Consider the following 14,630-nt stretch of genomic DNA (forward strand, 5'->3'; position numbering starts at 1 on the left):
TCGGACCCTTTCCTCGCGAGAGCCCCGCGAGGCCGGACGGCTCCGCGGGGCGGTGACGAGTGCGAGCGCGTCAGCCCACGTGGGCGGGCTCCCGCTCGGCGAGGGGGGCCGGCGGCACCGGGGGACGGCGCCGGAAGCGGTCCTTGACGTCCTCGACGATCGTGTAGAGGGTGGGCAGCAGGATCAACGTCAGCAGCGTCGAACTGGTCAGACCGCCGATGACGACCACCGCCAGGGGCTTCGACAGGAAGCTGCCCTCCCCGGTCAGGCCGATGGCCATCGGCGTCAGCGCGAAGATGGTCGCGAGCGCGGTCATGATCACCGGGCGGACCCGGTGCCGGCCGCCCTCGACGACCGCCTCACGGGCGCTCATGCCCCGCTCGCGGTACTGGCGGACGAGGTCGAGCAGCACGATCGCGTTGGTGACCACGATGCCGACGAGCATCAGCATGCCGATGAGACTGGACAGGCCGAGCGGCGTCCCGGTGGCGACCAGCAGGCCGAGGGCGCCGGTCGCCGCGAACGGGATGGACACCAGCAGCATGAGCGGGTGCGCCAGGCTCCGGAACGTGGCCACCATGATCAGGTAGACGATCAGGATCGCCGCACCCAGGGCCACGAACAGGCTGTTGAACGAGCTGGTCTGCTGCTGGCTGACCCCGCCGATCTCGGCCGCGGCGCCGGCGGGCAGGGTGAGCGCGTCGAGGCGCTTCTTCAGCACGCCACTCGCCGCCCCCAGGTCCTCACCGGTGAACTTGGCGCTCACCGTGGTGGCGCGCTCCCCGTCGATCCGGCTCAGCCGGGTGGGGGCCGTCACGGTCTCGACCGTCGCCACGTCGTCCAGCCTCACGGTCCGGCCCAGGGGGGTGGGGATCCGCAGGTTCCGCAGCGCGGCCACGTCGTCCGCCGGGGCGTCGACGCGCAGGGACATCTCGCGCTCCTCACCGTCCAGGGTGACCTTGGCGACCTGCTCGCCCCGCGTCACCCGGGTCACCGCCTGGGTGATCTGGGCCTCGCCGAGCCCGCGCGCGACGGCCGCCTTGCGGTCGACCCGTACGGAGATCTGCCGGGCCGTGCTCGCGACGCCGGACTTCACCTCCGAGGTGTCCGGAACCTGGCGCATGGCGCCGGCGACCAGATCCGCCGCGCGCGCCAGCGCGGCGTCGTCGGGCGCCGAGACGGTGACCGCCAGGTCGCCGCCCAGGCCGCCCTGGCCGCCCTGGACGCTCACCTTGCCGAGTTCCGGACCGGACGCGGTCAGCTTGGTGACGCGGGCGCGGACGGTCTCGCGCACCTTCTTGACGTCGGTGTCTTCCTTCGCGGTGAGCGAGAACGTCGCCACCTGGCGCCCACCGCCCGTCTCACTGTCGTCGGGGCCGATGGTGACCTGGTACGACTTCAGGCCGGGCACGTCCTTGAGCGCCCGCTCCACGGTCCGGGCCGCCCGGTCGGCGCCCTCCAGGCTCACGCCCGGGGCCAGCTCCTGGCGGACCTGGAAGGTGTTCTGCCCGGTGTCGCCGAGGAAGTCGGTCTTCAGCTGGCCGACCATGCCTCCGGTGAGCGCGAAGATCGTGACGGCGGCCAGCAGGGTGAGCCAGCGCCGCCGCACGGCGAACCGGATGACCGGGACGTACAGGCGCTGGAGCACACCGTCGCGCTCCTTGGCGTCGACGGCCTCGCGGGACACCGCGTTCCTGGGCGGACGGAGGAACCAGTAGGCGAGCACGGGGATCACGGTCAGCGACACGAGCAGCGAGGCCAGCAGCGCGATGGTGACGGTCAGCGCGAACGCCGAGAACAGGGATCCGGTGATCCCGCCGGTGAACGCGATGGGCAGGAAGACGGCCACCGTCGTCAGCGTGGATGCGGTGACCGCCCCTGCCACCTCGCGGGTGCCGGTCGTGACCGCGTGGAGTTTGTCCTCGCCGTAGTCGAGGTGACGCTTGATGTTCTCGATGACCACGATGGAGTCGTCGACGACCCGCCCGACGGCGATGGTCAGCGCGCCGAGCGTCAGCATGTTGAGCGTGAAGCCGTTGGCCCACAGGCCGATGAGCGCGACCACCAGCGAGAGCGGGATCGAGATGACCGTCACGACGGTGGACCGGAAGGAGAACAGGAAGACCAGGATGATCAGGGCGGCGAAGCCCAGCCCGAGCAGGCCCTCGGTGGTCAGGTCGCCGATGGACTTCTCGATGAACTCGGACTGGTCGAACGCCACGGTCAGCGCGGTGCCGGACCCCAGGGCGCGGGTGAGCCCGGGCAGCCGTTCCCTGACCTCCTCGGCGATGGCCACGGTGTTGCCGTCGGGCTTGGCCATGACCATCACGCTGAGGCTGGGCCTGCCGTCGGTCCGGGTCAGCGACCTCGGGCGCTCCTCGACCACGCGGACGTCGGCGACGTCGTCCAGCCGCACCTTCGGCGCCAGGTAGAGGCCGCGGACGTCCGCGAGCGAGTCGAAGCCCTCGCCCACCTGAAGGGCGAGCGACTCGCCGCCGCTGGTCAGGATGCCCGCGGGCACGACGGAACCGCCGGAGCCGAGCGCGGTGGCGACCGCGTCGGCGGTGAGTCCGCGCTTCTTGAGCTCGTCCTGGTCGAGAAGGATCTCCACGGTCTCCGGCCGCTCGCCGCCGACCAGCACCCGGCTCACGCCGTCGACCGAGCCCAGCTCGCCCGGGGCCAGCTCCTGCAGCCGCCGGGCCAGCCGGCGTTCGTCGTCACCGGTGACCGCCAGGCTGATGACCGGGAACTCCGTCGAGGTGCCCGGCGCCACCTGCGGGGTGACCCGGGCCGGGAGCTGTGCCTGGATCCGGCCGACGCGCTGCTGCAGGTCCTGGACGGCCCGGTCGATGTCGGTGCCGTGCTCGTACTCGATCAGGACGCTCGAGAGGCCGTCGCCGGAGAACGAGGAGATCTTCTGCTGGCCGGCGCCCCCCTCGACGGCCTCCTCGATCTTCTCGGTGACGCCACGCTCGACGATCTGCGGCGCGGCCCCTGGATAGACGGTGGTCACGCTCACCGTGGGCACGGTGAACGAGGGAAGCAGCTCTTGCTTCAGCGACACGGTGGCGATCGCGCCGAATATGAGGACCGCGAGCGCCAGCAGGGCGACCAGCGCCCTGTTGGCCAGACTTATCCGGGTGAGAGCGTTCAACAGGTTCCCCCCTAGGGAATGGTTGTCGCCTCCACGCTTCAGCCTCGGCACCGGTTCCCGATAGCGGCCAAGGTTGCGGTCCGGATCAACGAAAGTTGCACCGCCATCCGCTTTGGTTGACTGTTCCGACCCGGCGCTGGCCACACCGGAGGGCAGTCGGTAGCGTCGCCGCGTGAAGTGGAAGCCATTCCCGGCGGTCGTGGGCGACCTGGCGTTGGCACTCGTCGTCGGCTGCCTCGGCGCGTGGACCGGGCTGACCGGGCCGGACGGCCGCCAGCCGGTGCTGTCACCGGGCGTGTGGGCCGTCGGCGCCGCGCAGCTCGCCGCCGGCCTGGCCCTGGTCGCCCGGCGGCGGGCGCCGGGCGCGGTGGTGACGCTGTGCGCTGCGCTGTGCGCGTTCACCGCCCCGTTCGCGGGTCCCTTCGCCGCCTACGCGGTGGGGCTCTACGGCCGGGGCCGCGCCCGCGACTGGAGCGCGGTCATCGTCCTGTCGCTGCTCTTCGCCCGCCCGTGGACCCTGCGGATCCCGCCGGCCGAGGTCGTGTTCAACACGGTGACCACCTCGCTGCTGGTTCTCGCCCCGGCGCTGCTCGGCATATGGCGGGCCTCCCGGCGGCGGCTGATCCAGGCTCTGGCCGACCGGGCGGAGCGCGCGGAGCGGGAGCGGGAGCTCATGGCGGAGCAGGCCAGGTCCGAGGAGCGTGCCCGGCTCGCCGGTGAGATGCACGACGTGATCACCCACCGGGTCAGCCTCATGGTGCTGCGGGCGGGCGCGCTGCGGACGATCGCCCGCGACGAGGTCGTCCGCGAGGCGGCCGAGGAACTGCGCCAGGTCGGCTGCCAGGCGTTGGAGGAGCTACGCGACCTGGTCGGTGTGCTGCGCTCCGAGGAGACCTTCGGCTCGGCCCGCACCGCCGAGCCCGTCGTGCTCGATCTGTCGGCCCTGGTCGAGGAGTCCAGGGCCGCCGGGATCGAGATCGACCTCGCCGTGACCGGGGATCCCCGCCCGGCGCCGCCCGTCGTGGCGCGCACGGCCTACCGGGTCGTGCAGGAGGCGCTGACCAACGTCCACAAACACGCCCCGGGCGCCGCGGTCACCGTCCGGGTCGATCACACCGGCGACCTGATCCGCCTCGCCGTGCGCAACGGCCCGGCGCACGGCTCGGCCGGGATCGCGCTGGGTGAGGGCGGTACCGGCCTCAACGGCCTGCGCCAGCGCGTCGAGCTGGTGCACGGATCCCTGCACGCGGGTCCCTCGGCCGACGGCGGTTTCACGGTCGAGGCCGCGCTGCCGGTCCCTCCCGCCGCCCCGGTCCCTCCCGCCGCCCCGGCTGTTCTCCCCGCCCCGGCTGCCGTCGCCGTTCCGGCCGCTCCCCCGGTACGGACCGCCGAGCCCCCCGCGCCCGTCGGGGTCACCGGGACCGCCCCGGCCGGTCGGCACCTCCCGGCCGCCCGGCTCTCCGCAGGTCCCCCGCCGCCCTCCTCCGGAGGGCCGGATTTCCCCGGGGAGGCCCTGGACGAGGTGGGGGCGCCGCGATGATCCGAGTCCTCATCGTCGACGACGAGCGGATGGTCTGCGCCCAGCTACGGACGATCCTGTCGGCGGCCGACGATCTTGTGATCGTCGGTGAGGCCTACGACGGCGCCGAGGCCGTGGAGTGCGTGGTCCGTCATCGCCCGCACGTGGTGCTGATGGACCTGCACATGCCCGGCGTCGACGGGCTGGCCGCGATCGAGCACATCGCCCGCTTCCCGGCGCCGCCGAAGGTGGTGGTGCTCACCACCTTCGACCGCGACGGTTACGTACTGCGGGCCATGACCCTGGGCGCCGCCGGGTTCCTGCTGAAGGACACCCCGCCGGAGGATCTGATCGGGCTGGTGCGCGTGGCGGCGGACGGGCACACCGTGCTCTCCCCGGCGGCCACCCGGCGGCTGCTGTCGGCCTCCGCCGGGCGTGACGCCGCCAGAGAGCAGGCCATGGCCCGGATCGGCGAGCTCACCGACCGCGAGATGGAGGTGCTCGCCTGTCTCGGGAGGGGTCTCTCCAACGCCGAGATCGCCCGTACGCTCTTCCTCTCCGAGGCCACCGTCAAAAGCTACGTCTCCCGCATGCTGGTCAAGCTCGGTTTCTCCAACCGCACCCAGGCGGGGCTCCTCGCCTCGGAGGCCGGGCTCACCGCGGCGGGGGAGGTCTGACCGGCCCCGGAGATCCGCGCGGGGCGATGGCCGCACGGCGTTCCCCGGGTCCGGCGGGGCGACGTGCCGTCCCGGGTGCCGGGGTGGCGGGCCCCGTGACCCGCTCGCCGTACCAGATCTCCAGGGCGACGCGCCCGTTGTTCCGGGTGCCGGGGTGGCGCGTCTCCGTGTCGTGGACACCCCCGGGCCATGCCGTCGTGCCGGCCGGTGGCGTCGCGGGCGGCGTACCGGGGGCCGAGACGACGCCGCGACGGTACCCCAAACGCCCTAGCGACCCGCAAGTACTTATACTTCCCATTAGGAAGTATTAACCCGATACCGAGGAGGGGCGTCCATGTCCGTGCGATGCGCCACCGGGCAGCACGATCGGCACGACGTCTACGCCGCGCAGTGCCCCTGCCGCGGGGTGCTCGACCTGCTCGCCAACAAGTGGGCCGCGCTGGCGATCGGCGCCCTGGAAGAGGGGCCGCGGCGGTTCGGCGAGCTGCAACGGCGGCTGGAGGGCGTCAGCCCCAAGGTGCTCACCCAGACTCTCCGCCGGCTGGAGGAGGCCGGCTTCGTCGACCGGGTCATCTACCCGGCCGTCCCCCTGCACGTGGAGTACTCCCTGACGGAGCTGGGAGCCGGCGTCGCCGAGCCGCTCGCCGGGCTGCGCGGCTGGGTGGAGGAGCACATGGACGAGATCGCCCGCGCCCGCCCCGCGTGATCCGCCGGGGGCAACCGGAGGCCCCGGCGTCGTCCGCCGCGGGACGCCGGAGGATCACCCCGTGGGACCCGCAGGATGAGCGCTTCGGAACTCCCGCGCGGGACGGCGGCCGGGGAGGTGCGAGGTGTCCCGGCGGGGGCGGCCCGACCGGCGGGAGCGGGTCCGGCGGGCGGTGGAATCATGGGGGCATGGAGCAACCGAGGAGCCGCTGGGCGGACATCACGGGCGGCGACGCAGGGGAGCGGTACGCGGAGAGGTTCGCCAGGTTGGCCGAGTCGGGGGCGGACGTCCACGGCGAGGCGCGGCTGTGCGCGGAGCTGGTGCCCCCGGGCTCCCGGGTGCTGGACGCCGGGTGCGGGACGGGCCGGGTGGCGATCCGGCTGGCCGAGCTGGGCTACGACTGCGTGGGCGTCGATCTCGACGAGTCCATGCTCCGGGTCGCCCGGCGGGCCGCGCCGTGGCTCCCGTGGGTCCTGGCCGATCTCAGCGCCCTCGACCCCGATGCCCTCGGTCCTGCGGGTGCCGGCCCCTTCGACCTGGTCGTCGCCGCGGGCAACGTCATCCCGCTGCTCGCCCCCGGGACCGAGGCGCGGGCCGTCGCGGGCCTGGCGGCGCTGCTGCGCCCCGGCGGGCTGCTGGTCAGCGGGTTCGGGCTGGACGCCGCGCATCTCCCGCTCGCCTCCGCCACGGTCGGCCTGGCCGACTACGACGCCTGGTGCGAGGCCGCCGGGCTGACGCCGCTGCGGCGCCTGGCGACGTGGGACGGTGCCCCCTACGACGGCGGCGGGTACGCCGTCAGCGTCCATCTGCGGCCCCCGAACTGACGAGTGTCCAGGAAATAGTAATTTCATCCCATGCGATTGGGCGTTCTCGACATCGGTTCCAACACGGTGCACCTGCTGGTGATGGATGCACATCGGGGAGCTCGGCCGTTGCCGGCGTACTCCCACAAGGTGGAGCTGAGGCTCGCCGAGCACATGGAGGACGGTGAGCGGCTCTCCGCGCGGGGGGCCGCGCGGTTGCGCGAGGCCGTCGAGGACGCTCTGCGGATCGCCGAGGACAAGGGCGTCGAGGACCTGATGGCCTTCGCCACCTCCGCGATCAGGGAGGCCGTGAACGGTGAGGAGGTGCTCGCCGGGCTCCAGGCCGACACCGGCGTCGGCATCGAGGTGCTCTCCGGGCAGGACGAGGCGAGGCTGACGTTCCTGGCCGTGCGGCGGTGGTTCGGGTGGTCGTCCGGGCGGCTCCTGGTGCTCGACATAGGCGGCGGGTCGCTGGAGATCGCCTCGGGCATCGACGAGCAGCCCGACGTGGCGGTCTCGCTGCCGCTGGGGGCCGGCCGCCTCACCCGCGGCCGTTTCAGCGCCGATCCGCCGCCCGCCGACGAGGTACGGGCCCTGCGCAAGCACGTCCGGGCGGAGATCGCCCGTACGGTGGGCACCGTGTCCCGGTACGGGCGGGCGGACCACGCCGTGGCGACGTCCAAGACGTTCAAGCAGCTCGCGAGGATCGCGGGGGCCGCGCCCTCGAACGATGGACCGAACGTACGCCGGGTGCTGAGGCATGCCGACCTGGTCGGCTGGACCGGCCGGCTGGCCGCGATGGACGTGCGGGAGCGGGCCATGCTGCCCGGCGTGTCGGAGGGGCGGGCGCCGCAGCTCCCGGCCGGGGCGATCGTCGCCGACGCCACGATGGACCTGTTCGGTGTCGCCGAGCTGGAGGTGTGCCCGTGGGCGCTGCGCGAGGGCGTCATCCTGCGGCGGCTGGACGCGATGCCCGAGCGCTGAAGTTTACCCGGACTTGAATAGGTAAGAGCGCATTGTCATGACAAGCGCTCAGCTGGAAGGCGCCGCGCGCAGAGCGGCGAACAGTCGGACACTGGACAGGCTCGCCCGGCTCGGTATGGTCTGCCGCGGCGTCCTCTACGGCCTGATCGGCTTCCTCTCCCTGCAGATCGCCTTCGGAGGCGGCAGCGAGGGCAGGGAGGCCGACAAGACCGGGGCGATCGAGATCGTCGCCGAGCAGCCCTTCGGCACCGTGCTGCTCTGGCTCATGGTCGTCGGTTTCGCCGCGCTGGCCCTGTGGCAGCTCTCGGAGGCCGTGATCGGCCGGGGCCGGACGAAGGACCGCGCCGAGTCGGCGGGACGCACCGCGGTGTACGGGCTGGTCGTGGCCACGCTGCTCAGCCTGTTGCTGCACGGGGACTCGGGCGGTTCGACCGACGAGCACTCGAAGGACCTCACGGCCAAGCTGATGGATCTGCCGGCCGGCCAGCTCATCGTGGGCCTGGTCGGGCTGGGCCTGGTCGCGCTGGGGGCGTACTGGATCCACAAGGGTTACCGGAAGAGGTTCCTGCAGGACCTGCGGACCGGCGAGATGCCCCCGAAGGCGCGTGACCTGGCCGAGAAGCTGGGCCTGGCGGGCTACCTCGCCCGGGGCGTGATCGCCGCGGTGGCCGGCGTCTTCGTCGTCCAGGCCGCGATGACCTACGACCCCGACAGGGCCAAGGGCATCGACTCGACGCTGCGCTCGCTGGCCGACACACCGGCCGGGCCGTGGCTGCTCGGGGTCGTCGCGATCGGTCTCCTGCTGTTCGCGGCCTACTGTTTCTTCGAGGCCCGCTGGCATCGGATGTGACAACTGGAGCGTACGGGACGGCAGGTGCGGGTACGCAGGTCAGAGCTCGTCCGGCAAGCCCGATCTGACTATCCGGTAAGTGATCGCATTCCTACTTTCTCGTGACATCTTCTCCTCCGAGTTCCGCGTCTTCCCAGGGGTACGACAGCATCGGAGGGGGCGTATGGACTCGTCGGAGTACGACCGCGGCGAATGGGTTCTCCGCCTGGCGGGTTCCCCGGACCAGGTGGTCAGAGCCCGTCGCCTGGTCTCGATGACCCTCGGGCGTGACCACCCCCTCCACGACGACTGCGTCCTGCTGACCAGCGAGATCGCCACGAACGCGGTGGTCCACTCCCGGTCGGGGGACGGCGGGGCCTTCACCGTCACGGTGGCCTACTCGGCGCGGAGCGTGCGGGTCTGCGTCCAGGACGAGGGCTCGGCGGAGGTCCCGTGCGTGTGCCGTGCCTCGCCGGACGCCACGGGCGGGCGCGGCCTGCCCCTGCTGGAGGCGCTGGCCCACCGCTGGGGCCTGGTCCGGGAGGCGGGCTCCAACAAGATCTGGTTCGAGCTGGTGCTGGAGCCGGCCGCCGTCCGCGTGTCCAGGCTGGCCGGCGTCGGGTGAACGCCGCCCGTCCGGTGAGACGTGGCGAGCGCCGCCCGGCCGCGCGGGGGGACGGAACACCGCCCGTCCGGTGAGGCACCGTGAACGCCGCCCGGCCGCGACCGGCCGCGCCCGGCCGCGACCGGGCGGACCGGGGCGGGGCACCCGGGAACTCCCGCCGGGGCCCGGGGCGTCAGACCCGCAGGCGGCACAGGCCCTCGGCGAGGACCTTGGTGGTGAGGCGGGTCCGGCTCTCGCAGCCGAGCTTGGCGAAGATGTGCTCCAGGTGTGTGGTGACCGTGCGGACGCTCAGCATCAGCGTCGCCGCGATCTGCGGGTTGGAGTCGCCGAGCGCCACGTGGGTGATCACGTCGATCTCCCGGCCGGTCAGGTCGTACGGCAGGTCGCAGGGGCGTTCGGCGACGATCGCGCCCCGGAGGGCACCGTGCGGTCCGACGCCGGCGCGCAGCAGCCGCACCTCGCGCCAGCGCCCGGACCCGTCCAGCCAGAGCCCGCGCCGGCTGAGCTCGCCGGAGTCGATGAACTCCCCGGCCAGCTCCGCCATGGCGGGCTCGGCGGCCACGGCCTCGGAGGCCGGGGCACCGGCGACGTCCCGGCGGGTGCCGGCGCGGTCGAAGGCCGCGACGCGGAAGCCGGGCGGCAGGCCGGCCGGGTCGATCACGCAGCGGTTCAGGTCGGTGACGTGGGCCAGTGTGGGGGAGACCGCGCCGAGCAGCGCGTCCGCCTGGCCGGAGAAGGCGCCGGGGTCGCGGGCGTTGAGGTGGAGCAGGCCGGTGTAGCGGCCCTCGGGCAGGAAGAGCGGGGTCGTCAGCCCGCCGTGCCAGCCGTACGGCTCCAGGTGGCGGCGGAAGTAGCGTTCGGTGCCCGGGGCGCCCATGGCCAGCGGCACCCGCGCCTCCATGGCGCGCCGGTAGGGGACGAGACGGGCGTACTCCTCGGCGGCGTCGCCGTCGACCCGCGCGTACCCCGCGGAGATCAGGCTGCGGTGGCGTCCGGTCACCGGGTCGTAGGCGACGAAGTCGTAGGCCTCCAGCGCGATGACCTGGCGGAGCGCCCGCATGGCGCCGGGCACGCCGCTGCGCCCGGCGACCCGGAAACCCACCTCGGTGAACGCGTGGAGGTGGCGCGGGCTCAGAGTGATCTGGTCCATGATCCCCTTTCCGAACGGGATGCGGTAAACCCCGGGTTAAGGAAATACGTAAACTCTCCGATGCCTCGACTTGTAACCGGCTTTACTCTCTCCGCAACATCCCCGGGAGGAACGGTGACGGTCGTGACAAGGATGCGAGGACCCGCCGTCCTCCTGGCGTCGACGCTCGCGGTCGGCGCGTGCGGCGGCTCGGGACCGCCGGGCCGGGGCGGGCAGCAGGGGCAGGGCGCGAAGGAGTTCTCGGTCGCGCTGACCGAACCCGACCACCTGACCCCCGGGAACACCTCCAGCAGCTATTCGATCACCGTCCTGCAGGCGCTGTTCGACCTGCCCGTGGTGATCGACCCCCGGGGGCGGCCGCAGATGCGGGCCGCCGAGTCGGTCACCAGCGAGGACCAGAAGGTCTGGACGATCAGGATCAGGCCCGGGCAGAAGTTCCACAACGGCGAGCCGGTGACCGCCGAGAGCTTCGCCGACGCCTGGAACGCCGCGGCCTACGGCCCCAACGCGTGGACCAACAACTCCTCCTTCGAGAACATCGAGGGCTACGACGCGCTGAACCCCGAGGCGCCCGAGGGGGCGGACGAGGCCCCCGAGCCCGCCACGGACAAGCTGAGCGGTCTCAAGGTCGTCGACCGGAACACCCTTCGGGTCACGCTGACCGAGCCGTTCGGCCAGTTCCCCGTCACGCTGGCCTACACCGGGTTCGCCCCCATGCCCAAGGCCGCCTTCACCGACCCGGCCGCCTACGACGTCAAGCCGATCGGCAACGGGCCCTTCGCCCTGGACGGCGAGTGGGTGCGCAACCGGCAGATCAGGGTGAAGAGGTTCGACGGCTACGCGGGCCCCCGGCCGGCCAAGTCCGACGCGATCACCTTCAAGATCTACGGGAGCCGTGACACCGCGTACGTGGACCTGCGGGCCGGCAAGGTCGACCTGCTCCGGACGATTCCGCCGGCGAGCACGGCCGAGGCCAGGCGGCTGCTCGCCGACCGGTTCGTCACCACCCCCAGCGGGACCATGGACTACCTGGGCTTTCCCGTCTACGACCGGCGCTTCGCCCATCCCGACCTGCGCAAGGCCATCTCCATGGCCATCGACCGGCAGGCCATCGTCGACGCCGTCTTCAACGGCGCCTTCAAACCGATGGGCTCACTGGTGGCGCCGCTGGTGCCGGGTTACCGCGAGAACGCCTGCGGGGAGGCGTGCGTCTTCGACAAGGCCAGGGCCAGGGAGCTGTTCGACAGGGCGGGCGGGTTCAGCGGCACGCTCAACCTCTACTTCTCCAACGCCGACCCCAGCTACGAGCAGTGGATGACCGCGGTGGCCAACCAGCTCAAGGACACCCTCGGCATCACCGACATCCGGTTCCGTAAGATCCCGGCGGCCGACTACCTCGCCACGCTGCGGGAGCACCGGCAGGACGGCCCGTACCGCAACAACTGGGTCATGGACTATCCGAGCCCGCAGAACTACCTGCAGCCGATGTGGGGCGCGGGCAACCGGATGGGCTGGGAGAGCAGGGAGTTCGACGACCTGATCGCCCGGGCCAACGCCGCCCCCGGTCTGGAGGCCGGCATCCCGCTCTACCGGAGGGCCGAGGACCTGGCGCTGGCCGAGATGCCGATGACGCCGCTCTGGAACTGGCAGGACCAGGCCGGATACTCCGCCAGGATCGACGGGGTCCGGATCGACGCCTACAGCCCGAACCTCGACACGATCACGGTGAAGTAGGTGGCCCGCGGGAAACGGCGATCCCCTGGGCCCGCCGCTCCGGGGTCCTCCCGCGTGGCGCGGTGGTTCTTCCGCCGGTTCCGGTGGCCGTCCCGCGACCGCCGGAGGGCCGTCTCCGGGACGCGGCCGTGAGGTACGCAGTCCACCGGCTCCTCCAGGCCGTACCGGTCTTCTTCGCCACCACCTTCCTGGTCTACGCGATGGTCTTCGCCCTGCCGGGCGACCCGATCCTCGCCCTGGCCGGGGACAAGCCCCTGCCCGAGCAGGTGCTCCGGACGCTCAGGGAGCGCTATCACCTCGACGACCCGTTGATCGTCCAGTACGGCCTCTACATGCTCGACGCCGTCCGGGGCGACCTGGGGGAGACCTTCACCGGGCAGCCGGTCGGCGAGCTCCTCCGGGGGCGGTGGGGGGTGACCGCCCAGCTCGCGGTGACCGCGTGGGTCTTCGAACTCACGGTGGGCGTCGGTCTCGGCGTGATCGCGGGACTGCGCCGGGGCGGGATCGCCGACACGGCGGTGCTGGCCGGGACGACGTTCGTCATCGCCGTGCCGGTCTTCGTCGTCGGATACACCGCGCAGATCGTGCTCGGCCTCAACCTCGGGCTGTTCCCCACGGCGGGCGTGGACGAGGGGTGGCCGACGAGCTACCTGCTGCCCGGAATGGTGCTCGGCTCGTTCGGCCTCGCGTACGTGGCCAGGCTGACCCGTACCAGCCTCGTCGAGAACATGCGCGCCGACTACGCCCGCACGGCGCGCGCCAAGGGGCTGCGGCGGCGCCGGGTGATCGGCGGGCACGCACTGCGCAACTCGCTGATCCCGGTCGTGACCTTCCTCGGTGTGGACTTCGGCAACCTGATGGCCGGGGCCGTCGTCACCGAGGGCATCTTCAACCTGCCGGGCATCGGGCAGCAGGTCTTCCAGTCCATCCAGCTCCGGGAGGGGCCCGTCGTCGTGGGCGTCGTCACCGTGCTCGTGATGATCTTCATTCTGGTGAACCTGCTCGTCGACCTCCTGTACGGCGTGCTCGACCCGAGGATCCGCCGTGGCTGAGGAGCGGGCCGCGGTGGCGCGGCCGGGCCGGACCCGGGCGGGGTCCCTGTGGCGCGACGCGTGGCTGGAGCTGCGCCGCCGGCCGGTCTTCTGGCTCTCGGCGGTGATCCTCGTCCTCGCCGTGGCGATGGCCGCCCTCCCCGGGGCCTTCACCCGCTTCGGGCCCAACGAGGGCTGCGACCTGCGCAGGTCGAAGAAGGGGCCGGGCGGCGCGGCCGTGTTCGGCTACGACCTGCAGGGCTGCGAGTACTGGTCGCAGATCGTGCACGGCGCCCGCGCCTCCGTCCTGATCGGCATCGCGGTGACGGTCTTCGCGCTGCTCGTCTCGGTCGTGCTGGGCCTGCTCGCCGGCTACTACGGGGGGCTGCCGGACGCGGTCGTCTCCCGGCTCACCGACGTGTTCTTCGGTATCCCGTTCGTCCTGGGCGCGACCGTGATCCTGGTCGCCTTCCCCGGCCACGGCGTCTGGGCGATGACCCTGGTGCTCGTCGTGCTGGGCTGGACCACCATGACCCGCCTGATGCGCGCCCAGGTGATCGCCGTCCGCGACATGGACTACGTGGCCGCGGCCCGCATGCTCGGCGCGGGCGACCTGCGCGTCATGGTCAGGCACATCCTGCCCAACGCCGTCGCCCCGGTCTTCGTGGTGGCCATGCTCAACGTCGGCAACGTCATCGCCGGCGAGGCCACCCTCGACTACCTGGGCGTCGGCCTGCAGTACCCCGAGGTCTCCTGGGGCCTGCAGCTCAACGTCGCCCAGGTGTTCTTCGCCGAGCACCCCCACCTGCTGGTCTTCCCGTCGCTGTTCCTCACCGCGACGGTGCTGAGCTTCCTCCTCCTCGGCGACGTCGTCCGCGACGCCCTCGACCCCGGGCTCCGCTGAACCGTCCCGCTGTCCTCCCGGGCCGCCGGCCGGCTGACCGGTCGACCGCCACCACCACGACTGCTCACCCGGCTCCTCCGGCCCGGGAGCGAGCGATCCGGCGATGTGACAGGGAACGCCGTCATTCCCTGTCACATGGGGTTGTTCGACGCGTAGGCAGAACAACGGAAGAGAAAGAGAGAGCCCCATGCGCTACCTGATGACGACCAAGGCGTCCGACACGGCCCCCGACGAGAAGCTGTACGCCGAGATGGCCGCGTTCGTCGAGGAGTTGACCGCGGCGGGCATCCTGCTGGCCACCGGTGGCCTTGAGCCGGGCGGTATCCGTGTGACGTCCTCCGGCGAGGAGATCACGGTGACCGACGGGCCGTTCACCGAGGCCAAGGAGGCCGTGGCGGGCTTCGCGCTGGTCGAGGTCCGTTCCAGGGAGGAGGCGATCGAGCTGACCCGCCGCTTCCGCAGGATCGTCGGTGACGGTGAGAGCGTGATCCAGCAGGTCTTCGGCCCCTGAACC

The 14,630-nt window shown here is 72.3% G+C and carries 13 protein-coding genes; 11 read left to right on the forward strand and 2 right to left on the reverse strand.

All coding sequences use genetic code 11. From position 1 onward, the window contains the following. Positions 1 to 70: 70 nt before the first annotated feature. On the reverse strand, positions 71 to 3,154 hold the full coding sequence (locus ABD841_RS19545) for an efflux RND transporter permease subunit (RefSeq protein WP_344973495.1): 3,084 nt from the start codon (positions 3,152 to 3,154) through the stop codon (positions 71 to 73). A 172-nt stretch (positions 3,155 to 3,326) separates the two neighbouring features. On the opposite strand from ABD841_RS19545, the gene ABD841_RS19550 reads away from it, so the two are divergent. The 7 genes from ABD841_RS19550 to ABD841_RS19580 all read left to right on the forward strand — a co-directional run bounded on the left by ABD841_RS19550 (position 3,327) and on the right by ABD841_RS19580 (position 9,297). After that, positions 3,327 to 4,694, forward strand: a complete 1,368-nt coding sequence (locus tag ABD841_RS19550; RefSeq protein ID WP_344973498.1) for a sensor histidine kinase — start codon at positions 3,327 to 3,329, stop codon at positions 4,692 to 4,694. After that, the gene (locus tag ABD841_RS19555) at positions 4,691 to 5,350 is read left to right on the forward strand and encodes a response regulator (protein WP_344973501.1); all 660 of its coding nucleotides are present in this window, start codon (positions 4,691 to 4,693) and stop codon (positions 5,348 to 5,350) included. The genes ABD841_RS19550 and ABD841_RS19555 overlap by 4 nt, the downstream gene beginning before the upstream one ends. Positions 5,351 to 5,684: 334 nt before the next feature. After that, positions 5,685 to 6,056: a winged helix-turn-helix transcriptional regulator gene (locus tag ABD841_RS19560; protein ID WP_344973504.1), complete on the forward strand. Its 372-nt coding sequence runs from the start codon at positions 5,685 to 5,687 to the stop codon at positions 6,054 to 6,056. Between the two features lie 188 nt (positions 6,057 to 6,244). Beyond that, positions 6,245 to 6,880 (forward strand): class I SAM-dependent methyltransferase, encoded by a 636-nt coding sequence (locus ABD841_RS19565; protein ID WP_344973507.1) that lies wholly within the window; start codon positions 6,245 to 6,247, stop codon positions 6,878 to 6,880. A 30-nt stretch (positions 6,881 to 6,910) separates the two neighbouring features. Then, positions 6,911 to 7,843: a Ppx/GppA family phosphatase gene (locus ABD841_RS19570; protein ID WP_344973510.1), complete on the forward strand. Its 933-nt coding sequence runs from the start codon at positions 6,911 to 6,913 to the stop codon at positions 7,841 to 7,843. A 37-nt stretch (positions 7,844 to 7,880) separates the two neighbouring features. After that, positions 7,881 to 8,693, forward strand: a complete 813-nt coding sequence (locus tag ABD841_RS19575) for a DUF1206 domain-containing protein (protein ID WP_344973513.1) — start codon at positions 7,881 to 7,883, stop codon at positions 8,691 to 8,693. 163 nt (positions 8,694 to 8,856) lie between these two features. Continuing rightward, positions 8,857 to 9,297: an ATP-binding protein gene (locus tag ABD841_RS19580; RefSeq protein WP_344973516.1), complete on the forward strand. Its 441-nt coding sequence runs from the start codon at positions 8,857 to 8,859 to the stop codon at positions 9,295 to 9,297. A gap of 172 nt (positions 9,298 to 9,469) precedes the next feature. On the opposite strand, the gene ABD841_RS19585 is transcribed toward ABD841_RS19580, so the two are convergent. Then, the gene (locus ABD841_RS19585; protein WP_344973519.1) at positions 9,470 to 10,447 is read right to left on the reverse strand and encodes a helix-turn-helix transcriptional regulator; all 978 of its coding nucleotides are present in this window, start codon (positions 10,445 to 10,447) and stop codon (positions 9,470 to 9,472) included. A 132-nt stretch (positions 10,448 to 10,579) separates the two neighbouring features. On the opposite strand from ABD841_RS19585, the gene ABD841_RS19590 reads away from it, so the two are divergent. The 4 genes from ABD841_RS19590 (at position 10,580) to ABD841_RS19605 (ending at position 14,627) form a co-directional block, all read left to right on the forward strand. Next, the gene (locus tag ABD841_RS19590; protein WP_344973645.1) at positions 10,580 to 12,181 is read left to right on the forward strand and encodes a peptide ABC transporter substrate-binding protein; all 1,602 of its coding nucleotides are present in this window, start codon (positions 10,580 to 10,582) and stop codon (positions 12,179 to 12,181) included. A 128-nt stretch (positions 12,182 to 12,309) separates the two neighbouring features. Next, complete coding sequence (locus ABD841_RS19595) at positions 12,310 to 13,233, forward strand: ABC transporter permease (protein WP_344973522.1); 924 nt, start codon at positions 12,310 to 12,312, stop codon at positions 13,231 to 13,233. After that, on the forward strand, positions 13,226 to 14,116 hold the full coding sequence (locus ABD841_RS19600; RefSeq protein ID WP_344973525.1) for an ABC transporter permease: 891 nt from the start codon (positions 13,226 to 13,228) through the stop codon (positions 14,114 to 14,116). Before ABD841_RS19595 ends, ABD841_RS19600 begins: the two co-directional genes overlap by 8 nt. A gap of 187 nt (positions 14,117 to 14,303) precedes the next feature. After that, complete coding sequence (locus ABD841_RS19605; protein ID WP_344973528.1) at positions 14,304 to 14,627, forward strand: YciI family protein; 324 nt, start codon at positions 14,304 to 14,306, stop codon at positions 14,625 to 14,627. Positions 14,628 to 14,630: the final 3 nt, after the last annotated feature.

Origin of the sequence: Streptosporangium fragile, from assembly GCF_039534445.1 — a bacterium.
GTDB classification, from domain to species: domain Bacteria; phylum Actinomycetota; class Actinomycetes; order Streptosporangiales; family Streptosporangiaceae; genus Streptosporangium; species Streptosporangium fragile.

Coding starts and splice junctions, on each gene's coding strand:
- ABD841_RS19555 (WP_344973501.1), top strand. CDS start 4,691: ATGATCCGAGTCCTCATCGTCGACGACGAGCGGATGGTCTGCGCCCAG.
- ABD841_RS19560 (WP_344973504.1), top strand. CDS start 5,685: ATGTCCGTGCGATGCGCCACCGGGCAGCACGATCGGCACGACGTCTAC.
- ABD841_RS19565 (WP_344973507.1), top strand. CDS start 6,245: ATGGAGCAACCGAGGAGCCGCTGGGCGGACATCACGGGCGGCGACGCA.
- ABD841_RS19570 (WP_344973510.1), top strand. CDS start 6,911: ATGCGATTGGGCGTTCTCGACATCGGTTCCAACACGGTGCACCTGCTG.
- ABD841_RS19575 (WP_344973513.1), top strand. CDS start 7,881: ATGACAAGCGCTCAGCTGGAAGGCGCCGCGCGCAGAGCGGCGAACAGT.
- ABD841_RS19580 (WP_344973516.1), top strand. CDS start 8,857: ATGGACTCGTCGGAGTACGACCGCGGCGAATGGGTTCTCCGCCTGGCG.
- ABD841_RS19585 (WP_344973519.1), bottom strand. CDS start 10,447: ATGGACCAGATCACTCTGAGCCCGCGCCACCTCCACGCGTTCACCGAG.
- ABD841_RS19590 (WP_344973645.1), top strand. CDS start 10,580: ATGCGAGGACCCGCCGTCCTCCTGGCGTCGACGCTCGCGGTCGGCGCG.
- ABD841_RS19605 (WP_344973528.1), top strand. CDS start 14,304: ATGCGCTACCTGATGACGACCAAGGCGTCCGACACGGCCCCCGACGAG.